The 2,346-nt window shown below is 40.5% G+C and carries 3 protein-coding genes and 1 pseudogene; 3 read left to right on the forward strand and 1 reads right to left on the reverse strand.

Annotated features, from left to right (window positions below; translation table 11 throughout):
* On the forward strand, positions 1 to 535 hold a 535-nt coding region (locus tag BTHERMOSOX_RS10465; protein WP_138121090.1), incomplete at its 5' end, for an IS1595 family transposase.
* Between the two features lie 122 nt (positions 536 to 657).
* On the opposite strand, the gene BTHERMOSOX_RS10470 is transcribed toward BTHERMOSOX_RS10465, so the two are convergent.
* Positions 658 to 1,817 (reverse strand): IS3 family transposase gene (locus tag BTHERMOSOX_RS10470; protein ID WP_138121091.1). Its coding sequence is split into 2 segments (ribosomal slippage): positions 658 to 1,529 and positions 1,529 to 1,817, totalling 1,161 coding nucleotides; the frame shifts between segments, so codons are not numbered across the junction.
* On the opposite strand from BTHERMOSOX_RS10470, the pseudogene BTHERMOSOX_RS12140 reads away from it, so the two are divergent.
* Positions 1,770 to 2,039 (forward strand): annotated as a pseudogene (locus BTHERMOSOX_RS12140) (hypothetical protein); the annotation flags it as partial. The gene BTHERMOSOX_RS10470 and the pseudogene BTHERMOSOX_RS12140 overlap by 48 nt on opposite strands.
* A gap of 18 nt (positions 2,040 to 2,057) precedes the next feature.
* Positions 2,058 to 2,346 (forward strand): DDE-type integrase/transposase/recombinase (locus BTHERMOSOX_RS11845; RefSeq protein WP_249360689.1); only part of this gene is annotated, 289 nt, incomplete at its 3' end.

Below are 2,346 nucleotides of genomic sequence, written 5' to 3' on the forward strand. Positions count from 1 at the left end.
TGATCTGGCTGGCGTTAACCGTAAAACAGGTGGCTATTATTTTCATAGATTGAGAGAAATTATCTTTCTACATTTGTCGCAAGAAGCGGAAGAGTATTTTGGCGGGGAAGTTGAAGTAGATGAGTCTTACTTTGGTGGAAGACGAAAAGGAAAACGAGGTCGTGGAGCCGCTGGTAAAGTACCTGTATTTGGTTTGTTAAAGCGGGGAGGCAAGGTTTACACAAAAATAATCCCTGATGCGAGCTCGGCTACATTGATGCCCATTATTCAAGGAAAAGTAAAACCTGATAGTATTGTATATTCTGATTGTTGGCGTGGTTATAATGTACTTGATGTATCAGCATTTAAACACTGCCGAATTAATCATTCAAAGCGGTTTGCAGATAAGAAAAATCACATCAATGGAATAGAAAATTTTTGGAACCAGGCTAAGCGGCATATGCGTAAATTTAATGGTGTTCCTAAAACACATTTCTACCTGTTTTTGAAGGAGTGTGAATGGCGATTTAACAACCCAAAGCCACAAGCACAATGAAAACAGTTGAAACAATGGGTTAAAGATGAAATGGGCTAGTTATCTGGGACAGCCCCTTGTTTTATTAGTCTTGTAAGTTTGGTTTCTTCTATCTGTAATGGTCAAGTAAAACTGTAAGGTTTCTAAGCCACTTTTGGTAAATCCTGTCTTTTCTGTGCTGGCGTTATATAGCCAATAGCAGAATTGATCCTTTTGTTATTATAGTACCGAATGTAATAGTCGACTGTTGTTACAACCGATTGATGGTTTATGAATGATAGACCATTCAAGTATTCACTTTTCAGGCTCCTGAAAAATCTTTCTTGAACAGCATTGTCCCAACAGTTTCCTCGACGACTCATGCTTTGAGTCATGCCGTGAAGTGCAAGTGTCTGTTTACACAGGCGAGCATGATATTGTACGCCTTGATCTGAGTGAAACAGTAAACCTTTCGTGCTTGGCTGCTTTAATTTTATGGCATTGAGCAATGCTTGTTTAGCCAGTGCTGCATCAGGCGTTTGTGATAAGGCGTACCCCACTATTTCTCGCGTACCTAAATCAAGCACGGTGGCAAGGTAACTCCACCCTTGATGGTTTCTGATGTAGGTGATATCGCCCACCCAATGTGTGTCAGCTTGTGGTTGAACAAACTGCCGTTTCAGCACGTTAGGTATACTGGGCTTTTCTTTTCCACCTTGATAATCATGTGGCTTTTTAGGGTGTTTAGCGACTATATTGGCTTTATCCATTAAGTTAGCCACTTTCGTTCTTCCGATATTTATACCTTGTTCTTCAAGGCCTGCCACCATTCTACGTTGGCCGTATGCTTCTCGGTTTTCTTGGTGTATTTTCTGCATTATTTCCATAATATCTTCATTGATAGTATTAATAACAGGTTTGTAGTAACGGCTAGACACGGGCACATCAAATAGCTCGCATAGCTTTGATATAGCTGTTTTATCGGCCTTATTCATAGTATCAATCATCTTAAGGCGGGATTGTCGCGTATGAACAAGGCGGTGGCTTTTTTTAATAAGCGAACATCCTCTTGTGAGTCAGCTATCTGCATTTCTAGTTCCTTGCTCCGTCTTTTATCAGCATCGAGGGGGATTTTCCCAGGAGTTTCTTCACCTCGTTGCTCAGCAATATATTGCCGCTTCCATCGAGTGACGGCGGTTGCACCTGCACCGGATAATTCCATTATTTGTTTATTGGTATAGCTTTCTTCGACCATTAATTTTGCGTATTCATTCTTTTGGGATGGGCTGAAATTTGCTCGCGTTTTTCTTGTTTTGATCGTCATGTCATTTCCTATTTTTTTGTTAATTATAGGCTATGGAACCTTCTAGCTTTATTAGACCACTACAGTTACTATGATTGGTTAGATAGACCTCTTAGTACAACTGAACGTAATAAACAAAGCTTACTCACTAAGATCCGTTGCTTTCATCAAGCAAGCCGTCAAACATATGGTTCACCTAGGATCCATCAAGATCTTATTGCAGCAGGTGCTCTCGTCAGTGTTAATCGGGTGGCTAGGTTGATGCAATCAGAAAGGATCCAATCTAAGATGGCTAAACGATTTGTTATCACGACAAACTCTAAAAATACATTAGCACCCGCACCTGATCGTTTGAAGCGTGACTTTCGAACAACAAAGCCCAATCAGGCTTGGGTATCAGATACAACCTTCATTCGAACACGTCAGGGTTGGTTATACCTTGCGATGATGCTTGATTTATATTCTCGTCAAATTGTTGGCTGGGCGATGAGTGAACGTAATAATACAAAACTAGTCGTTGATGCCTTAAAGATTAAGAATATAACAGGCA

This window comes from Bathymodiolus heckerae thiotrophic gill symbiont, from assembly GCF_900128515.1.
Lineage (GTDB): Bacteria > Pseudomonadota > Gammaproteobacteria > PS1 > Pseudothioglobaceae > Thioglobus_A.